General features: G+C 68.6%; 10 protein-coding genes. 2 read left to right on the top strand and 8 right to left on the bottom strand.

The window, feature by feature from the left end; all coding sequences use genetic code 11:
* Window positions 1-66: 66 nt before the first annotated feature.
* On the top strand, window positions 67-3,321 hold the full coding sequence (locus NM962_08650; GenBank protein UVO14098.1) for an arabinosyltransferase domain-containing protein: 3,255 nt from the start codon (window positions 67-69) through the stop codon (window positions 3,319-3,321).
* Window positions 3,318-6,482: an arabinosyltransferase domain-containing protein gene (locus NM962_08645; protein ID UVO14097.1), complete on the top strand. Its 3,165-nt coding sequence runs from the start codon at window positions 3,318-3,320 to the stop codon at window positions 6,480-6,482. Before NM962_08650 ends, NM962_08645 begins: the two co-directional genes overlap by 4 nt.
* 15 nt (window positions 6,483-6,497) lie before the next feature.
* Here the strand turns inward: NM962_08645 and NM962_08640 are convergent, their stop codons facing one another.
* The 8 genes from NM962_08640 to NM962_08605 all read right to left on the bottom strand — a co-directional run bounded on the left by NM962_08640 (window position 6,498) and on the right by NM962_08605 (window position 22,842).
* Entirely contained in the window at window positions 6,498-7,916 is a 1,419-nt protein-coding gene (locus NM962_08640) for an MFS transporter (GenBank protein ID UVO14096.1), read from the bottom strand.
* Window positions 7,917-8,290: 374 nt separating this feature from the next.
* A complete protein-coding gene (locus NM962_08635; protein UVO14095.1) occupies window positions 8,291-9,844 on the bottom strand; it encodes an acyl-CoA carboxylase subunit beta in 1,554 nt (517 codons plus the stop codon).
* The gene (gene pks13, locus NM962_08630; GenBank protein UVO14627.1) at window positions 9,841-15,153 is read right to left on the bottom strand and encodes a polyketide synthase Pks13; all 5,313 of its coding nucleotides are present in this window, start codon (window positions 15,151-15,153) and stop codon (window positions 9,841-9,843) included. The genes NM962_08635 and pks13 overlap by 4 nt, the downstream gene beginning before the upstream one ends.
* Before the next feature lie 24 nt (window positions 15,154-15,177).
* Window positions 15,178-17,088, bottom strand: a complete 1,911-nt coding sequence (fadD32, locus tag NM962_08625) for a long-chain-fatty-acid--AMP ligase FadD32 (protein ID UVO14094.1) — start codon at window positions 17,086-17,088, stop codon at window positions 15,178-15,180.
* Between the two features lie 362 nt (window positions 17,089-17,450).
* Entirely contained in the window at window positions 17,451-18,413 is a 963-nt protein-coding gene (locus tag NM962_08620) for a cutinase family protein (protein ID UVO14626.1), read from the bottom strand.
* Window positions 18,414-18,621: 208 nt separating this feature from the next.
* Window positions 18,622-19,515 carry an esterase family protein gene (locus tag NM962_08615; protein ID UVO14093.1) on the bottom strand — a complete coding sequence of 298 codons (894 nt, stop codon included), beginning with the start codon at window positions 19,513-19,515 and terminating at the stop codon, window positions 18,622-18,624.
* A 170-nt stretch (window positions 19,516-19,685) separates the two neighbouring features.
* Window positions 19,686-20,687, bottom strand: a complete 1,002-nt coding sequence (locus NM962_08610; GenBank protein UVO14092.1) for an esterase family protein — start codon at window positions 20,685-20,687, stop codon at window positions 19,686-19,688.
* 280 nt (window positions 20,688-20,967) lie between these two features.
* Entirely contained in the window at window positions 20,968-22,842 is a 1,875-nt protein-coding gene (locus NM962_08605) for a hypothetical protein (protein UVO14625.1), read from the bottom strand.
* Window positions 22,843-22,935 lie beyond the last annotated feature (93 nt).

Below are 22,935 nucleotides of genomic sequence, written 5' to 3'. Positions count from 1 at the left end.
CAAAGCTGGGCAACTCTCCGTATGGTCCGCCCGCGGCGCCGACGCGGTCGCCTAACATCGAGGCTCGTGTCCTCCACCTACGACCAGCCCAAGCAGCGCCATCGGATCGCCCGGCTGATCGCGGTGGTGGCCGGCCTCACCGGCGTGCTGCTGTGCGGTATCACCCCGCTGCTCCCGGTCAAACAGACCACCGCCACCATCGCCTGGCCCCAGGGGCTCGACGCCAACGGCCACGTCAGCGACGTCACCGCTCCGCTGGTGTCCGGTGCGCCCCGCAGCCTGGACATCACCATCCCCTGCTCGGCGATGGCCACCCTGGGCGAAAAAGGCGGCCTGGTGCTGTCGACGGTGCCGGCCGGTGGCGTCGACGCCACCGCGCACGGCCTGTTCGTGCGGGCCAACAAGACCACCGTGTTCGCCGCCTATCGCGACCACGTGGCCGCGGCCGCCCCCCGGAGCAAGCTCGCCGACTGCACCGAACTGCACCTGTGGGCCGGGGCTGGCGGCGTCGGCGCCGATTTCGTGGGCATCCCCGGCGCGGCCGGCACCCTGCCGCCGGAGAACAAGCCGCAGATCGGCGGCGTCTTCACCGAATTGGAGATCGGCCCGCAGCCGGGCCTGAACGCCCGCATCGACGTCGACACCCGGTTCATCACCGGCCCCACCATGCTCAAGACCGCCGTGATGGCGCTTGGCGTGCTGGCGGTGCTGGCATCGATCGTCGCGCTGGCGGTACTGGACGGACCCCGGCGTCGGCGCGCCAGATCCAAGGTCCACGCCGTGACCCGACTCGCCGACGTGGGCGTCATCGGCACGCTGGCACTGTGGCACGTCATCGGCGCCATCTCATCCGACGACGGCTACAACCTCACAATGGCGCGCAACGTCGCGCACGCCGGCTATGTGGCCAACTACTACCGGTTCTTCGGCGCCAGCGAGGCCCCGTTCGACTGGTACCCGTCACTGCTGGGCCTGTTGAGCACGGTCAGCACCGCCGGGGTGTGGATGCGCCTGCCCGCCACGCTGGCCGGTGTGGCCTGCTGGCTGATCATCAGCCGCCGCATCCTGCCCCGGCTGGGCCGGCTCTCCGGTAACCGGGTGGCGGTGTTCACCGCCGCGGCCATGTTCGCGGCGGCCTGGCTGCCGTTCAACAACGGCCTGCGCCCCGAGCCGCTGATCGCGCTGGGCACCCTGCTGGTCTGGGTGCTGGTGGAACGCACCATCGCCACCCGCCGGCTGGTGCCCAGCGCGTGCGCGGTCCTGATCGCGGTCTTCACCGTCACGTTGGCTCCGCACGGACTGATCGCACTGGCCCCGCTGCTGACCGGCTCCCGGGCCATCGAGGCGGTGATCCGCAAGCGGCGGGCTACCGACGGCCTCATCGCCCCGCTGGCCGTGCTGGCCGCGGCCGCGTCGGTGATCGCCGTGGTGGTCTGCCGGTCTCAGACTCTGGCCGCGGTCGCCGAATCGGCCCGCATCAAGTACGTGGTCGGTCCGACCATCGCCTGGTACCAGGAGTTCTTGCGGTACTACTTCCTGACCGTCGAAGAGAACGTCGACGCCTCGCTGACCCGCCGGTTCGCCGTGCTGGTCCTGCTGTTCTGCATGTTCGCCATGTTGGTGGTGCTGCTGCGGCGCGGCCGGATCAACGGGGTGGCCAGTGGCCCGGCCTGGCGGCTGATCGGATCCACCGCGGTGGGCCTGCTGCTGTTGACGTTCACCCCGACCAAGTGGGCGGTGCAGTTCGGCGGCTTCGCCGGGCTGGCGGGGGCGCTGGCGGCGCTCACCGCGTTCACTTTCGCCCGCGTCGGGCTGCACAGCCGACGCAATATGACCCTGTATGTGACCGCGCTGCTGTTCCTGGTAGCCGTGGCGACCTCCGGGGTCAACGGCTGGTTCTACGTCGGCGGATACGGGGTGCCGTGGTTCGACATCCCGCCGGTGATCGCCAGCCGCCCGGTGACGTCGATGTTCCTGGCCGCCTCGATCGCCACCGGCCTGCTGGCCGGCTGGCAGCACTTCCGGCTGGACTACACGGGACACACCGAGGTGACGCCCAACCGGCGCAACCGGATCCTGGCCTCCACCCCGCTGCTGATCGTCGCCAGCCTGATGGTGCTGCTGATGGTCGGCTCGATGGCCAAGGCCGCCGCGGGCCGCTACCCCGCCTACACCACCGCCAAGGCCAACGCCGACGCGCTGATATCCGGCCTGGCCGGGTGTGCCATGGCGGACGACGTGCTGGCCGAACCCGACGTCAACGCCGGCCTGCTGCAACCCGTCAGCGGCCAGACCTACGGCGAGCTCGGCCCGCTGGGTGGTTCCGACCCGTACGGCTTCGACCCCAACGCCGTGGACGAAGACCTCACCTCGCTGGCCGTCATCGCCAAGCCAGGTGTGCCCAACGCGGATGCCTCCCCGAACAAGCCCAGCGCCAACCAGAGTGACGCAGCGGGCACCGCCGGCGGCAAGATCCCCGACGACGCCCCCGACGGCGTGAACGGCTCCCGGGTGGCGCTGCCGTTCGGCCTGGACCCGGCCGTCACCCCGGTGCTCGGCTCGTACAAGGAGCAGGTCGCCGCGCACGCCACCTCGGTCTGGTACCGACTGCCGGAACAATCGCCGGACCGGGCACCGATTGTCGTGGTCACCGCCGCCGGCGCCATCTGGTCGCACGGCGAGGACGGCAAGCTCGACTACGGCCAGCCACTGAACCTGGAGTGGGGCACCAGCAACCCCGACGGCACGTTCAAGGCCCTCGGGCAGACCGAACCGATCGACATCGGGCCGCAGAACTCCTGGCGCAACCTGCGTTTCCCGCTGGCCTGGGCGCCGCCGGGCACCGACGTGGTGCGCATCGTCGCCAACGACCCGAATCTGTCCACCGAGCAGTGGATCGCCTTCACCCCGCCGCGGGTGCCGGTGGTCAAGACCATCAGTGAGCTGATGGGCTCGCAGACCCCGGTGCTGATGGACATCGCCGTCGCGGCGAACTTCCCGTGCCAGCGGCCGTTCACCGAGCACCTGGGCATCGCCGAACTGCCGGAGTACCGGATTATGCCCGACCACAAGCAGACGGCGGCGTCGTCGAACCTGTGGCAGTCGGCCGAGGACGGCGGGCCGTTCATGATCACCCAGGCCATGCTGTGGACCACCACCGTCCCGACCTACCTGCGCAATGACTGGTATCGCGATTGGGGTGCGGTGGAGGCCTATCACCGACTCATCCCCGCAAAGGACGCGCCCGACGCCGTCATCGAGCAGGGCACCGTCACTGTTACCGGCTGGAGCCGGCCCGGACCGATTCGAGCACTGCCATGACGCGTGACCTGAAATTGACCCGCTGGGTGGCGACCGTCGCCGGCCTGGTCGGCTTCCTGCTGTCCGTGGCCACCCCGCTGCTGCCGGTGGTGCAAACCACCGCCACGCTGAACTGGCCGCAGCACGGCGAGCTGAGCAGCGTGACCGCCCCGCTGATCTCCCAGACCCCGATCTCGATGACGGTGAAGGCGCCGTGCGCGTTGGTGCGCGCACTGCCCGCCGAGGGCGGCACGCTGCTGGCGACCGCGCCGGCCAAGGGCAAGGACGCCGCGCTCAACGGGCTGTTCATCACCGTCACCGAGAAACGGGTGGACGTCACCGACCGCAACGTGGTGCTGGCCACCGCGCCGCGAGCCAAGGTCGAAGGCCCCGGCTGTACCGACATCGAGGTCACCTCGTCGCACGCCGGAACCTTCGCCACCATCGGCGGGATCACCCAACGCTACGGCTGGCCCGACCCGAACCTGCGCCCGCAGATCGTCGGGGTGTTCACCGACCTGGCCGGTCCCGCGCCGGCCGGGCTGTCGCTGACCGCCGACATCGACACCCGGTTCTCCACCAAGCCCACGGCCCTCAAGCGGGCGGCGATCTACGCGGCCATCCTGGCCACCGTGATCGCGGTGCTGGCGCTGTGGCGCCTGGACCGGCTGGACGGCCACCGGATGCACCGGCTGATCCCGAGCCGCTGGCGGTTCTTCTCGTTGGCCGACGTGGCGGTGGTGTTCGGATTCCTGCTCTGGTACGTGATCGGCGCGAACTCCTCCGACGACGGCTACATCCTCGGGATGGCCCGGGTCGCCGACCACGCCGGCTACATGAGCAACTACTTCCGGTGGTTCGGCAGCCCCGAAGACCCGTTCGGCTGGTACTACAACCTGCTGGCGCTGATGACGCACGTCTCCGACGCCAGCATCTGGATCCGGCTGCCGGACTTGGTCGCCGGGCTGGTGTGCTGGCTGCTGCTGAGCCGCGAGGTGCTGCCCCGATTCGGCCCGGCGGTGGCGGCCAGCAAGCCCGCGCTGTGGGCGGCCGGCCTGGTGCTGCTGGCGGCATGGATGCCGTTCAACAACGGCCTGCGCCCCGAGGGCATCATCGCGGTCGGTGCGCTGATCACCTGGGTGCTGGTGGAACGAGCGATCATCTCCAGCAGGCTTACCCCGGCGGCGCTGGCGATCATCTGCGCGGCCTTCACCCTGGGCATCCAGCCCACCGGGCTAATCGCAGTGGCCGCACTGCTGGCCGGCGGCCGACCGCTGTTGCGGATTCTGGTGCGCCGTCACCGCATTCACGGCACCTGGCCGTTGGTGGCACCGCTGCTGGCCGCCGGCGCGGTGATCCTGACCGTGGTGTTCTCCGATCAGACCATCCGGTCGGTGTTGGAAGCCACCAGGGTTCGCACCGCGATCGGCCCCAGCCAGGCCTGGTACACCGAGAACCTGCGCTACTACTACCTGATCCTGCCGACCGTCGACGGCTCGCTGTCGCGTCGGTTCGGTTTCATGATCTGCGCGCTGTGCCTTTTCACCGCAATGTTCATCATGTTGCGGCGCAAGCGCGTTGCCGGTGTCGCCAGCGGGCCGGTGTGGCGACTGATGGGCGTCATTTTGGCGACCATGTTCTCGCTGATGTTCGCGCCCACCAAGTGGGTGCACCACTTCGGGCTGTTCGCCGCGGTGGCCGGAGCGATGGCGGCGCTGACCACGGTGCTGGTCTCCCGACAAGTGGTGCGCTGGTCGAGAAACCGAATGGCGTTCGCGGCAGCGGTGCTGTTCATCCTGGCGTTGTGTTTCGCCACCACCAACGGCTGGTGGTACGTCTCTAGCTATGGCGTGCCGTTCAACGCCGATATGCCGCGCATCGGCGGGATCACCGTCAGCACAATCCTGTTCGCCATGTTCGCCGTGGCGGCCGGATGGGCGGCCTGGCTGCATTTCGCGCCGCGTGATCGTGGCGAGGGCCGGTTGGCCCGAGCCCTGACCGCCGCGCCCATTCCGGTGGCGGCCGGCTTCATGGTGTGCGTGTTCGTGGCCTCGATGGTGGCCGGGATCATCCGCGAATACCCGACGTATTCCAATGGCCTGGCCAATGTGCGCGCCTTCGTGGGCGGCTGCGGGCTGGCCGACAACGTGCTGGTGGAGCCGGACCCCAACGACGGCGCACTGACGCCGCTGCCCGGTGAGTACGGCGAGCTCGGACCGCTGGGCGGGGTGGACCCGGTGGGCTTCACCGCCAGCGGGGTGCCGGAGAAGGTGGTCGCCGAGTCGCTGCGGATGCCGATCACCCAGCCGGGTACCGACTACGACTGGGACGCGCCGAAGAAGCTGAAGACGGCTGGAGTTAATGGCTCGACCGTGCCGCTCCCCTATGGTCTGGACCCGGCCCGGATTCCGTTGGCGGGCAGCTACAGCACCGACGGTCAGCAGGAGTCCAAGCTGACGTCGGCCTGGTACGCGCTGCCCTCGGCCGATGAGGGGCACCCGCTGGTGGCGGTGACCGCCGCTGGCACCATCGCCGGCAACAGCGTCCTCAAGGGCTACACCACCGGCCAGGACGTGCAGCTGGAGTATGGCGTGCCCGGGCCCGACGGCGCGCCGGTGGCTGCCGGCCGGCTGGTGCCCTACGACCTGTTCGGCGAGTGGCCGCGGATGTGGCGCAACCTGCGCTACCCGCGGGCCCAGATCCCCGCCGACGCCGTCGCGGTACGCATTGTGGCCGTGGACAAGTCGCTGAACCCGCGGGACTGGATCGCGTTCACCCCGCCGCGACTGCCCGAGGTGAAGACCATCCAGGAGTACATCGGCTCCGACAAGCCGGTGCTGCTGGACTGGGCGGTGGGCCTGGCCTTCCCGTGCCAGCACCCGATGCTGCACGCCAACGGTGTCACCGAGGTGCCCGAGTACCGGATCACCCCGGACTACAACGCCAAGAAGCAGGACACCGACACCTGGCAGGACGGCGTCAACGGCGGCCTGCTGGGCATCTCCGACATGCTGCTGCGCGCCCACGTGATGGCCACCTACCTGAACTACGACTGGGGCCGCGACTGGGGCTCGTTGCGTCAGTTCGAGGTGATCACGCCGGCCACGCCCGCGGAGTTGGACCTGGGCAGCGCGACGCGTTCGGGCTGGTGGTCACCGGGCCAGATCCGGATCAAGGCCTAACTGACGCCGCCCCGCTCACGGCCCGCGAAGCCCGAGCGGCGCTTTCGCGATGACGGCCGCCAGCTCCCGCTCGAGTTCGCCCTGCACGCCGGGGATTCCGGTACCGCGCAGTGAGCAACCGCGGGTCTCCGGCAGGAACCGCAGGGCGCCCAAGCCGAGCGCTGCGGCGGCCACCAGATACGCCGCCGGAAAGAGCTGCCATCCGGTATGCGCGATGACCGAGTCGGCCAGCACCGGCGCGGTGCCGCCGAAGACCGCGACCGCCGCGTTGTTGGCGATCGCGAATCCCGCGTAGCGCACCTGGGTGGGGAACATCGCCGGGAACGTCGCCGCCACGGTTGCCAGCGGCGCAGCGAACAGCACACTGAGCACCGTGAATCCCACCAGCGCGCAGGCGAATCCTTGGCCCATGAGCCAGTACATCGGCAGCGCCAGCACGATGAACCCGATCAGCGAGCCGCGCCACAGCGGCTTTCGGCCGATCCGGTCCGACCAGGCGCCCGCGAACGGAATACCGGCCATCATGGCCAGCTCCCCGACCAGCACCACTGCCGTCCGGCTGCGTTCGTCCAGGCCGGCGGAGGCGTGCAGGTAGGTCGGCTGGTAGGTCACCAGGGTGTAGTCGATGATGCTCATCGCGACCAGCAGCGCGAAAGTGACCAAGATCGGTCGGGTGTAGTTGGTCATCAGGTCGACCAGTCGGTCCCAGGCCGATCCCTTGATCTCGTCGCAGGCCACGCACTCGGCGAACACCGGCGTCTCGGGCATCCGACTGCGCAGCGCCAGCCCCAGCACTCCCAACGGCAGGGCCAGCAGGAACGGTATACGCCAACCCCAGGCCGTCATCTGCTCGTGGGTCAGCAGCGCCTCCAGCGCCAACACGACGGCACTGCCGAGAACGAAGCCGCCTACGGCCCCGAACTCCAGGAAGCTGCCGTAGGTCCCGCGTTTGTCGTCGGGCGCGCATTCTGCCATAAATGTTGCGGCGCCGCCGTATTCACCACCGGTCGAGAAGCCCTGCACCACCCGCAGCGCGATCAACAGACCTGGCGCCCACCATCCCGCCGCGGCATAGGTGGGCAACACCCCGATCAACGTCGTCGCCACCGCGATCAGCAGAATGGTCGCGACCAGGACCGACTTCCGCCCGAACCGGTCTCCGATCGGGCCCCAGATCATGCCGCCGAGCGGCCGAAGCACGAATGAAACGGCGAAGCCGAACATGGTCCCGAGGTTGCCGAGCGTGTCCGGAAAGAAGGCCTCGGTCAGATAGGTCGCCACGACGGCATAGACGCCGTAGTCATACCATTCGGTTGCGTTGCCGATCGCTGACGCTGCAATTGCTTTGCGCAGCAGTCGCTTTTGTTCATCTGGAGCACTACGCGGTTTCCGCGAAACCGGCGCCGACGGCCTGGCCGGCAGCAACAGACTCATCGCGCCTCGCCGCTAAGGCACACACTGCCAGCACACACGTCGACCCCCTCATCCGGCCTCCGACGGTTCGCACGGCGATCCGGGCGGCCGGAATCACGTTCCGGCCCCGCACAATCGGAACCTCGGCGGCCAGCCCATCATGGGATCGCCTGGGGTAAACGATAATTGGTTTGCTACAGAAGTGACTGGTGTTGCTGAAGCGTTACGCAACACTTACCCACCCGAGACCAGCCACGGCGGGCCTACACCCAATCTAGTCCGGCAGAATTATTCCCTCGCCCGACAGCGAGGACCAGGCACGCCAACGCGGCGGAGGCCAGGACTGTCCGCCGACGGGCGGACTGGAGCCCCTCAGGCTCGGGACAAGACGGCGCCTAGATCGGCAGCAGGCCGTGCTTGCGCTGCACCTTGGGGAAGTTCTGCTTGTCCCGCAGCAGGCGCAGCGACTTACGCAGCAGCAGTCGGGTCTCATGCGGCTGGATCACGGCGTCGATGTAGCCCCGCTCGGCGGCAGTCCACGGGATCGCCATGTTCTCGTTGTAGCCGGCGATGAAGTCCGCCTTGATCTTCTGCACCTCGGGAGCGGTCGGATCCGGGAAGCGCTTCACTAGCAGCTGGGCCGCGCCGTCGGCGCCGATCACCGCGATACGCGCCGTGGGCCAGGCAAAGTTCAGATCCGCGGACAGCTGCTTGGAGCCCATCACCGCGTAGCCACCGCCGTAGGCCTTGCGGATGATCACCGTCACCTTCGGCACGTCGGCCTCGACGATCGCGTTGAAGAACCGGCCACCGCGCTTGATGATCCCGTTCTTCTCCTCGGCCACCCCGGGCATGGCGCCGGGAGTGTCGACGACGAAGACCAGGGGCAGGTTGAAGGAGTCGCAGAACCGGATGAAGCTGGCTGCCTTGTCGGAGGCCTCGGTGTCGACAGCCCCGGACATGTACATCGGCTGGTTGGCAATCACCCCGACGGGATGCCCGTCGACTCGGGCAAACGCGGTGATCATCGCCTGGCCGCGCTGGTCGGAGATCTCGAAGACGTCGCCATCGTCGAAGATGCGCAGCAGGATCTCGTGCATGTCGTAGGCGGTGTTGTCCGCGTCCGGAACGATCGAGTCCAGCTCCAGGTCGTGCGGGGTGATCTCCGGCTCCAGGCCGGGGTTGACGATCGGCGCTTCGTCGAAGTGGTTGGCAGGCAGGAACGACAGGTAGTCGCGCACGTATTGGAACGCCGCAGCCTCGTCCTCGACCACCTTGTGAATGTTTCCGCGCTGCGCCTGGGCGTCGGCGCCGCCGAGCTCGTCGAACGTCACATCCTCACCGGTGACGTCCTTGATCACGTCGGGGCCGGTGATGAACATGTAGCCCTGGTCGCGCACCGCCACCAGCAGGTCAGTCTGGACTGGCGAATACACTGCTCCGCCAGCACATTTGCCCAGAATGATGGATATCTCCGGCACCAGGCCGCGCAGCATTTCGTGACGCCGGCCCAGCTCGGCGTACCAGGCCAGCGACGTCACCGCGTCCTGGATGCGCGCGCCCGCGGAGTCGTTGATGCCGATGATCGGGCAGCCGACCATGGCCACCCACTCCATCAGCTTGGCCACCTTGCGGCCGAACATCTCGCCGACCGAGCCTTGGAACACGGTCTGGTCGTGGCTGAACACCCCGACGGGCCGGCCGTTGATCCGGCCGTGGCCGGTGACCACGCCGTCGCCGTACAGTGCGTTCGGGTCACCGGGGGTCTTGCACAGCGCGCCGATCTCCAGGAACGTGCCCGGGTCCAGCAGCGCATGGATCCGCTCGCGGGCGCTCGGGATGCCCTTCTTGGCCCGCTTGGCGATGGCCGCCTCACCGGCGGGTTCCTTGGCCAGCTCCAGTTTTTCGCGCAGTTCGGCCAGCAGTTCGGCGGTGGTCTTGTTACTCACTGCTCTCCCTGGATCCGGTTGATCGCCTCGCTCATGTGGGCGCCTACCTTGGCAATGTACGGCTCGTCGATGACCTGAACGTGCTCGCCCCCGATCGGCACGATCTCCAGGTCGCTGACGTATTCACCCCAGCCGCCGTCGGGCTTGCGGGTGGCGTAGGCGGGCTCGAACACGATGGCGTCATCGTGGTAGCGGTCAGCCATGTAAAGCGCCACATAGCCGTCGTAGGGCTGGTATTCGGCGGTGTCCAGGGCCCGGTTGTCCAGGTACGACGTGCGCTGGTGCTCGATGATGCCGCCCGGGATCTGCACCCCGCTCTGGGCCACGACGTCCATCACGAAGCGAACCTGGCCCTCATCGTCGAGCTTTTCCAGCTCCTCGTAGGGGATCTCGGGGACCTCGACGTTGAAGGTGCGCTCGGCGAACCGCGCATAGCGGTCCCAACGGGCACGCATGCCTTCCTTGCTCTGGTCGATCGGCTCACCGGGCATCACCGCGTCGATCAGCCCGACGTAACGCACGTCGGCCCCGGCCTGCTTCAGCCCGATCGCACACGCGTAGGCCATCGCCCCGCCCAGCGACCACCCCGCCAGCACGAACGGCCCGTCGTGCAGCTCCAGCAACTTAGGCACGTACTCGGCGGCGCGCTCCTCGATGGAGCCCTCCACCCGCTCGATGCCGTAGACCGGAGTATCGGCGGGCAGCCGCTTCATCAGCGGCTCGTAGACCACCGTCGAGCCACCGGCCGGGTGGAACACGAACAGCGGAACCTTGTTCGAGCCTTCGGGTTTGGCGCGCAGAGTGCGAACGAATCCGTCTACCACACCGTCCTCGAGCTGATCGCGAACGATGGTCGCCAGCGCCTCGATGGTGGTCGCCGACTTCACGTCGTCGACGGTGATGATGCCCTCGGCCCGCTCCGACAGTCGCTCGGCCATCTTGGTCGCGGTGTCGTCGTCGAGAGCGGGCAGCTCGTTGAAGATGCCACCCGGCGACTTCCCGGTGACGATCGCCCAGGTGGCGAACGTGACCCGCTCGGCGGCGTCACGCGGTGGCACGTCGGCGCCCAGCGCCTCGGTCACCGCTTCCTGGGTGAGCACCTTGGCGGCCGCCGCGGCGGCGGTCTTGGAACTCACGCCGGACGGTCCGGAAGGGTCGGTCGGCGGCGGTGGAACCGCGGGCCCTGCCGGGTTGGTCGGCGGCGGCGGGATCGGGATGTCCGACGGGGGTGGCGCCGCAGCGGGCTCGGCCGCAGCCACCGGCGCGGCTTCCGCCGCCTCGGCCGCCTTGGCCGCGGCGAGGATCGCGGCCTGCTCGGCGGCGATCTCCTCGGGCGTCTGGGTCTGCTGATGCTCGTGCAGTGCCTCGACCTCGTCGCGGTGCTCGACTGCGTAGCGGAGCATCTCTTCGATGTTGTAGAGGTTCGCGTCGCGGACCGCGGTCAGCTGGATCGGCGGTATGTCGAAGTCGTATTCGACCCGGTTCTTGATCCGCACCGCCATCAGCGAGTCCAGACCCAGCTCGATCAGCGGCACCTCCCACGGCAGGTCCTCGGGCTCGTAGCCCATCGCGCCGCCGACGATCGCACCCAGCCGCTCAGCGACGGTCTCTCCGCTCTCCGGTGACCACTTGGCGAAGCCGGCCGCCAGCCCGGCTCCCGCGGTGAGGTTGTCGCTCAGGATCGCGGCGTCGTCGGCCTGTTGCTCCGGTTCGACCGGTGCCGCAACAGATTCCGCCGTCACCGCGGTCCCGGCGCCGACTGCCACCGGCAGGACTCCGGTTGCACCGCCACGCGACACCAGTGCGTCGTAGACCAGCGTGAACGACTCGCCGATGCGCGAGTGCACCTGAACAGCCGCGCCACCTGGGTGCCGGGTCAGCGTGGTCACCAGCCGAGAACCCTCGGCCGGTACCGCCCGCTGTTCGGAAGCCACCAGGGTCGAGTCCGGAATGACCGTTGCGGCAGCGGCTTTCACTAGGGCAGCCAAGTCCGTCTCACCGCGACCGGCGTACTCGAAGACGTGCCGGCCGTCCGGGGTTGCGACGTGCGAGCCGGGCATGACACCGGTGGCATCCCCGGAGAACCGGGCGTCGAGCCAGTGCGGCTTGCGCTTGAAGCGCGTCGGCGGGATGTTGGCGAACTCCGCCGGGCTGACCGGGCCTTCGACCTCACGCGGGAAAAGGGTGCGGAAGTCGAGGTCGTGGCCGTAGACGTAGAGCTGGGCCATCGCGATCGTCATGGCGTCGACGTCGTCGGTCTTGCGAGCCAACGTGGCGATCAACTGGGCATCGTGCAGACCGGCGCTGGCCGTCGTCAGCCCCACCTGCATGAGCGCGACCGGGTTCGGCGCCAGCTCCAGGAAGGTGGTGTAGCCGTTGTCGACGGCGTTGCGGACCCCGTGGGTGAAGTAGACGCTGTGGCGCATCCCCTTCTTCCAGTAGTCCACGTCGTGGATCGGCTCACCGCCGGGCTTGACGTAGCTGCCCTCGTGCACGGTGGAGAAGATGCCGATGTTCGGCGTGTGTGGCTCGATGCCCTGCAACTCCGCGGAGAACTCGCCCAGCAGCGGGTCCATCTGCGAGGTGTGGCCGGCACCCTTGGTCTGCAGCTTGCGGGCGAAGCGGCCCTCGGATTCGGCGCGCGCCACGATCTCGTCGATCTGCTCGGGCGGACCGCCGATCACGGTCTGGCTCGGGGCGGCGTAGACACACACCTCCAGGCCGGGGAAGTCCGCGAACACCGTCTTGAGTTCCTCGGCGGAGTACTCGACCAGCGCCATGAATCGGATGTACTCGCCGAACAGCATCGCCTCGCCCTCACCCATCAGGTGTGCGCGCGAGCAGATCACCCGGGTGGCGTCGGCCAACGACAGACCCCCGGAGAAGTAGGCCGATGCCGGCTCGCCCAGTGACTGGCCGATGACGGCGGCCGGGCGGGCGCCGTGGTGTTTGAGCACCTCGCCGAGCGCGATCTGGATGGCGAAGATGGCGATGTTGGACGTCTCGATGCCGTAGTCGTGCGAGTCGTCGAGGATCAGCTCCAGTACCGAGTAGCCGCGCTCGTCCTGGACGTGGGCGTCGACCTTCTCGATCCACTCGGCGAAGATCGGGTCGCGCAGGTAGAGGTTCTTGCCCATTTTGCGGTGCTGCGCGCCGAAGCCGGCCATCACCCAGACCGGCCCGTTGGTGACCGGGCCGTCGGCGGAGTAGACGTTCGGCTTCTGCTTGCCCTCGGCGACCGCCCGCAGGCCGGCGATGGCCTCGTCGTGGTCGTGGGCCAGCACCACCGCGCGGGAACGGCCGTGGTTGCGCCGGGACAGCGACCGGCCGATCGACGTCAGCGGGGTGGCCCGGCCCTCTTCGCTGTCGATCCAGTCGGCCAGCTCGGTCGCGGCGGCCTTCTTGCGGGAGGTCAGAAACGCCGAGATCGCCAAGGGGATCAGCGGTTGCACGGGTTCTTGCGCCGCCAGCTCGGCCAGCGCCTCGTCGCGCAGCCGCAACGCCTCATCGGTCAGGCCGGGCAGTTCGTACTCGGGCTCGTCGCCGTAGCCGTGCGAACTTTCGGGCGTGATGAACTCGCCGTACTCGTCGAAGCGCGGGGCTTCGTGCTCGATGATCTCGGGCTCGGCGGTCTCGGCAACCGGGGCAGCATCTTCGGGCTGCGGCTCACGCTCGATCACGTCACGCGGCAACACCTCACGCACCACCAGGTGCGCGTTGGCCCCACCGAAGCCGAATCCGGACACCCCGGCAACCGCATAGCCGCCGTAGCGCGGCCAGTCACTGACGGTGTCGGCGACCTTGAGGTGAGTGCCGGCGAAGTCGATGTAGGGGTTGGGCCCGGCGTAGTTGATCGACGGCGGGATCTTGTCGTGCTGCATAGCGAGCACGATCTTGGCCAGGCTGGCCGCGCCGGCCGCCGACTCCAGGTGTCCCACGTTGGATTTCACCGCGCCCAGCAGCGCGGGCTTGTCCGCGGCGCGGCCCCGGCCGACCACCCGGCCCAGCGCCTCGGCCTCGATCGGGTCACCCAGGATGGTGCCGGTGCCGTGCGCCTCGATGTAGTCGACGGTGCGCGGGTCGATACCGGCGTTCTTGTAGGCCTTGCGCAGCACCGCTGCCTGAGCGTCCGGGTTGGGCGCCAGCAGGCCGTTGGACCGGCCGTCGTGGTTGACCGCGGAGCCGGCGATCACCGCCAGGATCTGGTCGCCGTCGCGGCGCGCGTCGTCCACCCGCTTGAGCACCAGCACGCCGCCGCCCTCGGCACGGGAGTAGCCGTCGGCGTCGGACGAGAACGACTTGATCCGGCCATCGGGCGACAGCACCCCGCCGACCTCGTCGAAGCCAACCGTCACCAGCGGGGTGACCAAGGCGTTCACACCGCCGACCACCGCCACGTCCGCCTCGCCGTTGCGCAGCGCCTGCACACCGGCGTGCGCGGCGACCAGCGACGACGAGCATGCCGTGTCGACGGTCACCGACGGACCGCGGAAGTCGTAGAAGTAGCTCACCCGGTTGGCGATGATCGAGCTCGAGTTACCGGTGATGGCATAGGGGTGGGTGATGCTCGGGTCGGACAGCGCCAGGTTCTGGTAGTCGCCGTTGGTCGATCCCATGTAGACCGCGACCGCTTCGCCGCGCAGGCTCGATGCCGGGATTCGGGCGTGCTCCAGGGCCTCCCAGGTCAGCTCGAGGGCCATCCGCTGCTGCGGGTCGACGTTGTCGGCTTCCATCTTCGACAGCGCGAAGAATTCCGCGTCGAAGCCCTTGATGTCAGACAGGTAGCCGCCGCGGGTGCGCGCCTTCTTGACGCGTTCGGCAACCCGAGGCTCCTCCATGAACTCCGACCAGCGCCCTTCGGGCAGATCGGTGATGGCGTCGAATCCCGCCAGCAGCTTCTCCCAGGTCTCCTCGGGGGAATTCATGTCGCCCGGGAATCGGGTGGCCAAGCCGACGACCGCGATGTCGGCGACATCGGCGTCCCGCGACCAGTCCTCGCCAGCCGCGTCGTCCTCCAGCACCGGCTCGCCCTCGACGATCACGGTGGCCAGCGCCTCGATCGTCGGGTGCCGGAACGCCACCGTCGCCGACAGCGTCACGCCGGTGAAGTCCTCGATGTCGGACGCCATCGCCACCGCGTCACGCGACGACAGGCCCAGTTCGATCAGCGGGGCGGTCTCGTTGATCTTGTCCGGCGACTGCGAGGTGGCCTTGGCCACCCAGTCGCGCAGCCAGGTCCGCATGTCGGCGACGGTCAGGTCGGTGCGGCTGGTGCCGCGCAGGGTTGCGTCGTCGCCGTCGCCGGTCATCTGCGGAGCCTCGCTCATCTGGGGTTAGACCTCGTCGGGGTAGGCGTTCGGGCCGGTGGTGCCGCCACGCAGGCTGCCGTCCAGGTAGGCAGCCCGGCAGGCGCGGCGACCGATCTTGCCACTGGAGGTACGCGGGACGGTGCCCGCCGACACCAGCAGCACATCACGCACGGTCACGCCGTGGCGCACCGCGATCGCCGCCCGGATGTCGTCGGCGATCGGCTGGTATTCGAGCTTGTGGGCGCCCGGGGCGCGCTCGGCGACGATCACCAGCTGCTCGGAGCTGTCCTCGGCGTCGAACTTCAGCCCGGAGTGCGGGTTGTCGAAGGCCGACTGGGGCAGCTGGTTGGCCGGCACCGAGAACGCCGCGACGTAGCCGGCCCGCAGCGCCCGGCTGGCCTCCTGCGCGGAGTACTCCAAGTCCTGCGGATAGTGGTTACGGCCGTCCACGATCACCAGGTCCTTGACGCGACCGGTGATGTAGAGGTCGTCCTTGTAGTAGGCGCCGTAGTCACCGGTACGCACCCAAAAACCGTTCTCGTCGGCGCCCTCGGCCCGTGACGGGGTGGTCCGGGACTTGAGCACGTTGTGGAACGTGTCGGCGGTCTCCTGCTCCCGGTTCCAGTAGCCGATGCCCATGTTGTTGCCCTGCAGCCAGATCTCACCGATCTGACCGTCGGGCAGCTCGGCGCCGGTCTCGTAGTCGACGATCACCGCCCACTGGTCCACGGCCACCCGGCCGGCCGAAGCCTGGCTGACGGCGTTGGGGGCATCGGCGGGAACCTCGATGAAGCGGTTGCCGTTGTTGAGCTCCTCGCGGTCGACGTAGACCACGCGCGGTCCCTCGTCGGGCGGGGTGGTGGACACAAACAGGGTGGCTTCGGCCAGTCCGTAGGACGGCTTGATGGCCTCTTCGCGGAATCCGTACGGGCCGAAGGCCTCGTTGAACTTGCGTACCGAGGCCGCCGACACCGGCTCGCTGCCGTTGAGGATCGCCCGGACGTTGCTCAGGTCCAGCGGCGGGTCGCCTTCCTTGGGCAGGCCGCGGGCCGCGGCGTGCTCGAAGGCGAAGTTGGGGGCCACCGAGAAGCACTCACCGGTCTCCCCTTCCTTGCGGGCCATCTCCTTGATCCACCGGTAGGGCCGGCGCACGAACGCCGCGGGGGTCATGAAGGTGAACTGCTGCCCCATCACGCACGACAGCAGGATGGTGACCAGGCCCATGTCGTGGAAGAACGGCAGCCAGGTGACGCCACGGTCGCCCTCACGTCCCTTGAGCGCGTCCAGCAGCTGGACGACGTTGGTGGGCAGGTTCAAGTGGCTGATCTTCACCCCGGTCGGGGTGCGGGTGGAGCCGGAGGTGTACTGCAGGTAGGCGACCGCGGTCCGGTCGGCTTCGGGCATAACCCAGGTCGACCCCACCTCGTCGGGCACCGCGTCGACGGCGATCACGCGCGGGCGGGCGTTGGCCGGGCGGCTGCGGAAGAACTTCCGCACACCCTCGGCGGAGTCGGTGGTGGTCAGCACCGCCGACGGGGTGCAGTCGTCGAGCACCGCGTGCAGCCGGCCCACGTGGCCCGGCTCGCCCGGGTCGAACAGCGGCACGGCGATCCGGCCGGAGTACATGATCCCGAAGAACGACACCAGGTAGTCCAGGTTCTGCGGGCACAGGATCGCCACCCGGTCACCGGGCTCGGTGACCTGCTGCAGCCGGGCACCCAGTGCGCGGTTGCGGGCGCCGAAGTCGGCCCAGGAGATCTCACGAGCTACGCCATCGCGCTCGGTGGAGTAGTCCAGGAAGCGGTACGCCACCTTGTCGCCGCGCAACGCAGCCCAGCGCTCGACGGTGCGCACCAAGTTGGCGTTGTCCGGGAACCGGATCTTGCCGTCCTTGACGAACGGGTTGTGGTAGTTGGCCTGTGTTGCCGGGGCCATGCAAAATCTCCTGTCGCGAACATACGTTCTCATCAGCTGCCGGGCGCGTGTGGCCACGCCGCTGCGTTACATCGCGCGGGCCCGGGACCTCACAGATGGTAATGGTTGCCGGCACCCGGACGACGCGCTGCTGCCCTGCGGCCACGGACCGCCGCTCTTAAATTTCTCTTAATGTTAGAGGTCGGTGCGGCCCATGCCAAATCAAACGGTACCGCGTGTGACGCCAGTCTCCAGGTCACGAGCCGGTTCCAGCTTCGCCTCTCCTTCGTCGAGCCTCGCTAAACCGCCGGGGCTCATGCCGCGGTTCCAGCTTCGCCTCTCCTTCGTCGAGCCTCGCTAAACCGCCGGGTTGGCTGGGGGCATCACCCGTGCGGCGGATGCGGCGCGTTGTCGACGAGGTCACGTGCCCAGTTCAACGTCCACTGGGTGGCGGACTGGCCGTCGTGGTCCCAGAAGTCGGTGGTGCCGTACAGCGCGTGCACCGGCTGACCCGCTCCGCCCGCCAATGTCTCCAGGGTGGCGGGCAATTTGCCGACACTGAACGCCTCTCGCGGCGCGGCACAGATCAGATCACCGCGGGCACAGATCTCGTTGGTGCGCTGGGCGAGATCTCCGAATCCGCCGTTGCGTGCACCGGTCATGGTCAGTCCCATCCCGGACAGGATCGGCAGTTCGTGCAGGGTGACCTCGGCACCTTGCCCCGGCGGGGTAGGCGGCACATCAACACCGCTACCGCTGCCGGCCTGGCGCCGGCCGTCGGCGATCAGCGTCACGCCCAGCACCAGGTCCTCGTCGACCGGGCCGCGGCCGTTGCCGATGTCGCTGGCGACGTCACCGGCGATCACCGCGCCCTGGGAGAAACCGACCAGCACGTAGCTGGTCAGCGGGCACTTGTCGTTCATCTCCGTCATCGCCTTGACGGTCGCCCGGGTGCCCTCGGCCCGGCTGTCGTTGTAGCTCATCTGCTTGTCGGCCGACAGCGGATTATGGAACTGCGCGGTGTAGGGAACCGTGTAGGTCTGCACCCGGGCCGCGTCGAACTGCTCGGCGATCGGGCGGGTGACGGTGAGCAGCAGCGCCCGGGGGAACTCGGTGGGGTTGAGCGGGTCATCGGTCCGCGAGGACTCCCAGGTGCCGGGCACCGACACCAGCTGCACATCCGGGCAGCTGGCGTCCTGGTAGGCCGGGCGTGGCTTGCGGGTCCGCGTCGGGACCGAACTGGTCGACGGGACGCCCGCTCCCGGCTGCTCCGCGATCGGGGGTGTGGCCGGGCGCCGAATCCAGATCACCACCGCGACGATCACCAGCGCCACCACGAGCGCCATCGCGCCGGCGGCGATCCAGGCGAGGACGCGGCGGCGGTTGGCTGGGGACTTGCGAGGAGATCTCGCGGATTTGCGCGAGGTTCTCGATGTCTTCTTCTTGGCCATATCGCCTTTCACGGTACAGATCGGCGACGGCACACACTGACTCTGCGTCCAGGGCGGTGCCTACTCGAACTTTCCCGCCGTGGACGCAGAGTCAACGCAAGAGTTACCGGATCGCGCCGACGATGTCGCCAGCCATGGCGCCCAGCTGCGACGCCCACGATCCCCAGCCGTTGTCACCGGCCGAGAAGTCGAAGTGCCCGTTCTTGCCGCGCACCTGCCGGTACTGCGAGTTGAAGTACCGACCGCTGCCGGCCGCCTGCGAGGGGTCGCCGATCATCGCGGCCGGGTTGGAGGCGCCGCCCAGCGGAGCGTAGATCCAGACCCGGGTGTTGTTCTGCGCCAGCAGGGTGGCGTGCACGGTCGGGTCGTGCCACTTCCACCGGCCGAGCTGCGGTGCGCCCCACATGCCGTACGGGTCCACCCCGCCGAAGTTCTGCAGGCCCGCAGCGATGACGCCGCCCTCGGTGGTGTTGGCCGGCCCCAGGAAGCCCGACATCGAGCCGGCGAAGCCGAACCGGTCGGGGTGGAAGGTGGCCAGCGCCAGTGCCCCGTAGCCGCCCTGGGACGCACCGACCACGGCGTGCCCGCCCGGCGCCAGGCCCCGGTTGGCCGCCAGCCAGTCCGGCAGCTCACTGGACAGGAAGGTGTCCCACTGCTTGCTGCCGTCCTGCTCCCAGTTGGTGTACATGCTGTAGGCGCCGCCGGCCGGGGCAACGACCGACACACCCTTACCGGCCAGGGTGTTCATCGCGTTGCCCGCGGTCACCCAGTTGCTCACCTCGGGGTGGGCGTCGAACGCGTCGAGCAGGTACACCGCGTGCGGTCCCTGGTTGAGGAACGCCACCGGGATGTCGCGGCCCATTGAGGGCGACGGGACCATCAGGTTCTCGAACTGTGCGGCATGCGCCGCTGCGCCGACGATCGTGCCCCCGCCCCACATTCCCAGCATCAGCACGGTCACGCACAGCGCCCGCAGCAACTTCGACAGTCCGCTCATATCCACCTCGCTCGTCGGCACAGATTTCGTGATGATTCCACCCGCTGGTCGCGCGCCCTGACCCCGGGAGGTAGTCAATCACACGGCACTCGCGGGCAAGGCAGGAAACGACCGACGGCGACGACCCGTCGGGGTCGCCGCCGTCGGCGGTACATCTTTAGCGTTCTGGACTACTCGCCCGAGCTGCTGCTGCTCGCGCCGCCTCCCGGCGTGGCGCCCAGGTGGCTCTGCAGGTCCGGCTTCATGGCCTGCAGCTGCTGACCCCAGTACTCCCAGCTGTGCGTGCCGTACTCCGGGAAGTTGAAGATCGCGTTGTTGCCACCCGCCGCGGTGTAGAGCTCCTGGAACTTCTTGTTCGCACCGATCATGAAGTTCTGCTCGAGGAACACGGCCGGGATGTTGTCGCCACCCAGCTCGTTGGCCTTGCCGTTACCGCAGAAGACCCACAGGCGGGTGTTGTTGGCCACCAGCTTGTCGACGTTGACCGTCGGGTCGTTGCGCAACCATGCCGGGTCGTTGTCGTCGCCCCACATGTCGTTCTTCTTGTAGCCGCCGGCGTCACCCATCGACAGGCCGATCCAGCCCTTACCGGTGGACGGGTTCAGGTAACCCGACAGCGAGCCGGCGTAGGTGAACTGGTTGGGGTGGTAGATCGCCAGCGTCATGGCCGACGAACCCGCCATCGACAGGCCGACCGCGGCGTTGCGGCTCTGGCTCACGCCGTACTCCGAGGCCAGGTAGGCCGGCAGCTCGCTGGTGAGGAAGGTCTCCCACTTGTAGGTCTGGCAGCCGACCTTGCCGCAAGCCGGCTTGTACCAGTCGCTGTAGAAGCTGGACTGGCCGCCGACCGGCATGATCACCGAGATGCCCGAGTTCAAGTACCACTCGAACGCCGGGGTGTTGATGTCCCAGCCGTTGAAGTCGTCCTGGGCCCGCATGCCGTCGAGCAGGTACAGGCCCGGGGAGTCCGAACCACCGCTCTGGAACTGGACCTTGATGTCACGCCCCATACCGGCCGAAGGCACCTGCAGGTATTCGACCGGCAGACCGGGCCGGGAGAACGCGCTCGCCTCCGGGGTACCACCGACGACACCGACCAGTCCCGCCAGCAGGGCCGCGCCACCGGCGGCGACCATCAACCTGTCAAGCAGCTTCATTCTTGGCATCCTCATTCGTTCGTTGCCGTATTTAGCTCATAGCGTGGCCCGACTCGGACCCGATCTGTGCGTGCCAACGCAACAGTGCCGGTGTAGTCAACCACAAAACGTTCGCCATCGAGGGCCCCGGGTTCCATCACGGGGCCCACCACCCGGCCAGCGACCGGATTTTGTGACAGTCGGCGTGCTGCGCTCATGTGGGCATTCCAGCCGGTGAGACCCGGCAAGACGGGTAGCTGCCGGGTCCGGAGAATGACGTCCGTCACAATTTTTGAGTCGGCCCGGCACCCGACAGTCAGGGGAGCTCAGGCGGCATCCCGGTATAGGTCGGTCGGGTCGGTTCGGACACGGCCAGTCCGCAGCGGATCAATTCGTCGCGAGGGACCCGCTCGATGCGGTAGCGGGTGAAGCCCGGCGAGTGCAACACATTGGACAAAAACCGGCGCGGGCCCATCGGTGCACGCACCGAGCCCAGCACCGCCGCGGTGTCGGGGCATCGCAGCGCCGCCTCCGCCTGGGCGATCCAGTCCTGATCCAGGTAGCCCGGGATCAGCGGGTACCACTTGACCCACGGGCCGTCAGCCACGATCCAATCCCGGAACAGGTCCTTGTCGTGACCGATCCGGCCGTGCTCCAGCCGTTCGGTGTGCGCCGCGATCGGATTGATCAGCCCGATCTGGTCCAGCACCCGGACGTCCAGGCCGGTGTTCATGCCCAGCATCCCCATGTTGGTGAAGAAGACGGTGTGGGGACCGGTTCCGCCCGGATCGGGATCGGCCGCAACACCGATCCCCGGGGGCACCGGCAGGATCACCGGAACCACGTCCCACTGGTCGTAGTTGCCCGACGGCAGCAGCAGCGCCCCGTCGGGGGTGGCGGCAATCGTGGTCAACACCGCGCGCATCCGCGGATAGCCGAGGTAGTCCGCGGCGGTCAGCGGGTGGGCATTGCCGGTCGCCTGGGAGTAGAACCGGCGCTCGTCGACGATCCCGGAGTAGGTGACGCGAGTGGCATCGTCACCCATCCCCGGCGAGTTGGCCGCCCATAGCGCCCAGCCGGCCACCGCCAGCCACAGCAGCCCGACGGCGCCGCTGAGCGGCAGGCCGGCCTCCCGGCGGTACCGCGCGCCGTCGGGCAGCAGCACCGGAATGACCGCCACCGGGGCCAGCATGCAGAACAGCGGTGCCAGCAGCACCCGCCCGTGCATGAAGTCGCCGCCCTGGCGCACCCAGTAGGCCGCCTGCAGCAGCCCGCTGAACACGAAGAAACAGACCACGGCTCCGGGGCTCTGCACCAGGCGGGCCCACGGGCCGACGCCGGGCGGCACCGGCCGGCGCGGCCGATAACGGACGGCAGCGCCCACCCACAATGCCGCGCCGAGCGCCACCAGCAACACGGCGGGCACCCACAGCGCGTACGGGGCGTTGAAGTTGGCCAGGTAGATCATGCCCTGCGACCACTTGTCGCCGGCCGCGTCTTTGGCCAGCGCGGTCCCCGGCACCAGCAGGGCGTAGTAGCCCATCCGGAAGATCTGATACGCCACCGGCAGCGCGCCGCCGGCCACCAGGATCAGCGCGCGGGGCCGCCACTCCCGCGCGGAGATCAACAGCATGATCAGCGCGCCGCCGCCGATCAGCGCCAATTCGGGGCGGACCAGCACACTGCAACCGGCCACGAATGCCAGGCATGCGGTGAAAAGAGCGCCGCGAGCACGCGATCGGGGCATCCGCAGCGCCTGGGACCAGCAGACCAGCATCCACCACAGCAGCCCCAGGTAGGCCAGCACCAGGCCGGCCTCCAGGCCGGAGGTGGCGAAGTCTCGGGCCGGGGGAATCGCGATGTAGACCAGCGCCCCGGCCGGCAGCAGCAGCGCGCGGCGACCCTGCAGGCCCGGCGCGTAGAGCCGAGCGGTGCCCAGCATCAACATCGCCACTCCGGCCAGGGTCAGCACCAGCGCGAAGACCAGCGCCACGTATTCCATACGCACCGGCCCACCGAGCCAGCTGCCGAGATACATCAGATACGTCCAGGCTGTCGAGGTATTGGCCTCTACGCGCTCCCCGACATTGAACACCGGGCCGTTGCCGGCCAGCAGATTGCGCACGGTGCGCAGCACGATCAGGCCGTCGTCGGAGATCCAGCGCCGCCGCCACGCGCCGATGCCGAACATCAGCAGCACCACCGCTACCCCGGCCCACGAGCTCAGCCGCACCGAAGGGTTGTAGGAGACCGCGGGCCAGCCCAGCGGCCGGACCCGGGAGTC

This window comes from Mycobacterium sp. SVM_VP21, from assembly GCA_024758765.1.
GTDB classification, from domain to species: domain Bacteria; phylum Actinomycetota; class Actinomycetes; order Mycobacteriales; family Mycobacteriaceae; genus Mycobacterium; species Mycobacterium heraklionense_C.
Note: the sequence above shows the minus strand (reverse complement) of the source record. Positions and strands in the feature narration are given on the sequence as shown.